The sequence below is a fragment of the Streptomyces katrae genome (genome assembly GCF_000966975.1).
GTDB classification, from domain to species: Bacteria; Actinomycetota; Actinomycetes; order Streptomycetales; family Streptomycetaceae; genus Streptomyces; species Streptomyces katrae.
Genome location: NZ_JZWV01000813.1, coordinates 1 through 4,651 on the forward strand (window position 1 = coordinate 1; position 4,651 = coordinate 4,651).

At 75.3% G+C, this 4,651-nt stretch carries 1 protein-coding gene and 1 pseudogene; one reads left to right on the forward strand and one right to left on the reverse strand.

All coding sequences use genetic code 11. The features are described from left to right. A pseudogene (locus VR44_RS27190) lies at window positions 1-344 on the forward strand (hypothetical protein); the annotation flags it as partial. Window positions 345-399: 55 nt separating this feature from the next. Here the strand turns inward: VR44_RS27190 and VR44_RS27195 are convergent. Then, the coding region (locus tag VR44_RS27195; protein WP_045950254.1) for an nSTAND1 domain-containing NTPase at window positions 400-4,651 on the reverse strand (4,252 nt) is incomplete at its 5' end.

Sequence of the window (4,651 nt, forward strand, 5' to 3'; positions counted from 1 at the left end):
TGGGCAAGTCGGTCGTCGGCGGCGTCAGCCGCATCGACGTCCGCCCGGACGGCAGCGGCTGCGACACGGTCTGGGAGAGCGCGATCCGCTCCCCGTCCGTGGTCCCCAAGCTCTCCGCCGGCAACGGGCTGCTCTACTTCTACGAGAAGGAGCCCAACTCCTGGGGCATCGACGCCTGGTACCTCACGGCGGTGGACTTCCGCACCGGTGAGCGCCGCTGGCGGCAGCTGACGGGCACGGGCCCGCTGTACGACAACAACTGGGCGCCGATCACCCTCGGCCCCGACGGCACGGCCTACGTCGGCGTGTTCAACGGCATCGTCGCGGTCCGCGACGCCGGCTGACCCCCGTTCGTACGTCGGCCCGGCCGGGCTCCCCGCCCGTCCCCCGGGCGGGGGGTCACTTCTTCAGCCCCGCGCAGGCGTCGGAGCGGGAGCCGGGGGGCAGCAGCCGGGTCTCGGGGCCGGTGAGGGCCCGGGCGGCCAGGCCGCAGGCGCGCCGGCGCCACGCCTCCGGGTCCAGCGGCAGCACGTCCACGGTCGAGCCGTCCGCCCAGGCGAGCCGTGTGCCGTCCGCGGACCAGTCGCCGGTGGCGCCGTATCCCGGGGTGAAGTGGTACTTCTCGGTGCCCCGGGCCACGTCCCAGAAGGTGAAGGAGTTCATCGTGCCGGCCGTGCTGAGCGTGGAGGCCTCGGGGAATCCGTTGAGCCACTGGACCCCCCGGTAGGCGAGGCTCTTCCAGGTCCGGTTCCCGTCCTTGCCGGGCTTCTGGTCCATGTCCAGGGTCTCGAGCTGCCCGTCGGTGGTCACCACGGTGAGCAGCCGGCCGGCCGGGTCGAAGGACATCTGCCGGATGGGCCCGCCGGGCGCGTTGACCGTCTCGGCGGGCTGCCCCTTCTCGAAGTCCCAGAGGAGGATCTTCTCCCCGTCCGTCCGGACGGCCGCCTGCCGGTGGCCCGGGCGGGGCACGGTGAAGACGGCGGAGGCCGCCTCCGACAGGGCGATGTGCTCCTGGAGCGGCGGCCGGTACACGGCGCCCGCCGGGGCCCCGGTCCTCAGGTCCCATCGCGAGACGTAGGAGACGGCCGAGACCACCGCGTGGTCGTCCCCGTCGAACCACATGTTCACCCAGGCCGGAGTACGGCCGGTACGGGGGTCCTCATGGGCCGGATCGATACCCGGGGGAGCGGGCGGGGTGATCCTGCGGGCCTCGGCGAGCGCGGGGCCGCCGCCCTCCGGCGGCTTCACGTCCCACACCAGTACCCCCAGGCCGTCGGCCGTGACCGTCAGCAGCCGCTTGCCGTCGGGGCTGAACTGCGGGTAGAGCTTGGCGAGCTGCGCCGACGGCTTCAGGGCGGCGAGCTGCCGCCGCGAGGCCAGGTCCCACAGCCGCAGGCCCCGGCCGTCCGCGTCGACGGTGACCGCACGCCCGTGATCGACGTCCACGGTCCTGATGAGGCTCGTCAGCATGGCACTGTCGAAAGCGGTCGGGGCGGGCACCTTGGCCAGGACCACCGTGCCGCCCGAGCTGACGGCCAGCCTCATCGCCTCCGGAGGGCCGGCCAGGCTGATGGCCGGCAGCCGGGCGCTGCCCGCGATGAACTCGTCCCGCTGCTCGGGAGCGGGCAGGTCGAGCGTGGCCGGCAGCCCCTCCTGGAGGTCGAGGACGAGGAACCGGTACCGGCCGAACTGCGCGCCGAACCGCTGCGCGGGATTGACCATGAACCTCCCGGTCCGGTCGAGCCGGGGCACGTACAGCGGGCAGATCAGGCCCAGCTGGCCGGTGCTGTACTGACGTTTCACCTTCGGCTGTCCGGCCAGGTCCCAGACCTGCAGCACCCCCTCCGTCGTGCACCGGACGAGGGTGGAGCCGTCCCCGCTGACCGTGACCGGTCCGGTCTCCTGGCTGCCCCAGGGGTCCTCGTCGCGGTGCCCGTCGGCAAGCCGCCAGCGCACGAGCCGGCCGTTCGCCCCCGCCGCGGCACCCTCCGGCAGGATCCGGCCGATCACGGTGTCGGCGTCCGGCCCGAACCAGGCCTGGGACACGGTCCACCCGTCGGGCGGGGCCAGGCGGGCGCCGACCCGCTGTCCGGTGGCCGCCTCCCATACCGAGACCCCCTCGCGGGGGACGGCGGCCAGCACGCGCCGCCCGCCGGCGTCGAAGCGCAGGTCGGTGGCGGCCCGGGCGTTCTGCTCGTACTCCTCGCTGCCGCGCAGCTCCACCGTGCGCCAGTTGCCCTCCGCCACCCGGATGCCCACCGTGAGGCGGCCCTCGTAGGTGGAGTTGACCGCGGCGCGGCCGTCGGGGGAGGCGGTCACCAGGCGGGTGTGCCGGTTGATCCGGCCCCAGTGGGGCGGCCCCTCGCCCAGGTCGGCCGCGTTGACGTCACCGCCGACCAGGCCGACCGTCAGGCGGCCGCCGTCCTCGCTCAGGGAGGTGTCCCGTACCTCCCCCTTGCCCTCCCACACGATCCGCTCGACGTGCCGCGTCCGCACGTACTGCTCGAACAGGGCCGTCTCCGCCTCCGGCCCCGGAGCCGTGCGGTACGCGGCGCTGTCCATCAGGGCCGAGGTGGCGAGGGAGACGTCGTCCAGCCGGGCCGCCAGCTGGGCCAGTTGCGGTGAGGCCGCGCGCCGCAGGTCCTCGTCCAGCTTGCCGTTCGCCCCGTAGAGGAACCAGGAGGCGACCAGGGCCGTGGCCAGCGCGATGCTCAGGGCGACGATGCCCGCCCGCTTGACCCGGGCGTTCTTCCGGGCCTGCTCGGCCTCCTCGGCGCGCCGGGAAAGGCTCGCCTGGAGGAACTCCCTTTCCCGTGGCGAGAGTTCGTTCCCCCGGTCCTGGGTCTGGGTGACGGCCGTGTCCAGCGGGGCGCCCGTCAGGAGCTGGTCCCGGGGCCTGTCCAGCTCCTGCCAGCGGTCGAGGTCGTGGCGGAACCCGGCACGCCAGATGAGGAACTCCCGGTCCTGCGCCACCTGACGGGCCAGGGTGGGCCAGGCCCCGATCAGCGCCTCGTGCGCCAGTTCCACGCTCTGGCCGCGCTCCGGGTCCCCGCCGACGACCAGGATCCGCCGCTCCGCGAGCCGGCCGGCGATGCGCCAGCGCTCCTCCCCGGCCTCGGCCCGGCCCAGCACCGCCCGCAGCGGGGCCTCGCTGCCCGGCACCAGTCTGACCAGTGCCGTCAGCAGCCGCAGGGCCTCCTCCCGGTCGGCCTCCCCGACGCATTCCCGCCAGGCGGCCTCCGCGTGCCGGCCCAGCGCTCCCTTGACCCCGCCGATCTCCTCGTACGAGTCGAACCGCATTCGCCCCAGGGCCTGTTCGTCCCACAGCCGGGCCAGGACGAAGCCGAGCAGGGGCAGGGATCCGGGCTCGGTTCCGGCGTCGTCCAGCATCCTGGCGACCAGCCCGGGGTCGTAGGAGACGGAGGGGACGCGGGCGAGGGGCCGCAGGATGACCTCGGCCAGCTGGGCGCGGCTCATCTGCAGCAGCGGCCGGACCGTGGCCCGGGCCAGGGCCGGGCCGAGGACGGTATGGGACAGGGCCGCTTCCATGAAGTCGGTCCGGAGCGTGAGGAGCACCCGCAGCCCGGGGGGATGCGGATCGGGGAAGAGCAGTCCGACGGTGTCGTCGTCCGCCCGCCGGGGGCCGGACAGGAGCGCCTCGGCCTGGTCCAGCACGACGAGCAGCCGTTCGGAGCGCACCCCCAGGGCCAGCCGGGCGGCCACCGCCAGACCGTGCCGGTCCAGGGACTCCTCCAGCTCCCGCAGCGCGGCCGCCCCGACCCGCGGCTCCGGCCGGGCCAGCCGGGCGAGCTCCGCCGCCAGGGCGGTGCGCACCGGCAGCCCCTCGGCGGCCCGTACCACCAGTACCTCGTGGCCGCGCGCCCGCAGCCGGGGCGCGATTCCGGCCAAGGCCAGCGAGGACTTCCCGGAGCCGGAGGAGCCGATCAGGGCCACGCAGGGGCGGGGGCCGGAGTTCAGGAGGGCGGTCAGGTCCGAGGCCTCGGTGTCCCGGCCGAAGTACACCTCGGCGTCGGACTCCTGGTAGGTGGCGAGGCCGCGGAACGGGGAGGCCGGGGTGAGGACGGGGGCGAGCGGGGGGACCTCCGCGATCAGGGTCCGGGTGGGGATCATGAAGCTCTGCCGGGCTCCCGAGAGCTGGGCGGCCACGACCATCCCCACGACGGCCCCGGTCCGCTCGTCCCAGACGGGGCTGCCGCTGAAGCCCTTGTCCACGGCGACGCCCTGCTGGTCGGCGCCGGACAGCTGCACCCATCCCTCGGCGGTCGGTCCGCGCAGCCGGCCGGCGTGCCAGACGCCGCCGGGGGAGGAGGAGGGGAACCCCGCCACCCGCACCGGGTGCTGCCACACGCTCGGCGGGGAGGCCATGACCAGCGGGGCCGCGCCCGGGACCGGGGAGCCCAGCCGCAGCACGGCGACGTCCCCGGTGCCGTCGTCCCGCAACGGCACCCAGTGCGCCACCTCCGCGGTGGCGGCCGGGCCGGCGGCGGCGCCCGACAGGGGCCGGTCGAGGACGAGGGCGCCCAGCGGAGCGGGGACCTGCCCGCGCGGCAGTCCCAGGGCGTCGGCGACCACGTGGGCGCAGGTCAGGGCCAGGTCCGGGGCCACGAGGAAGCCGACTCCGCCGACCGTC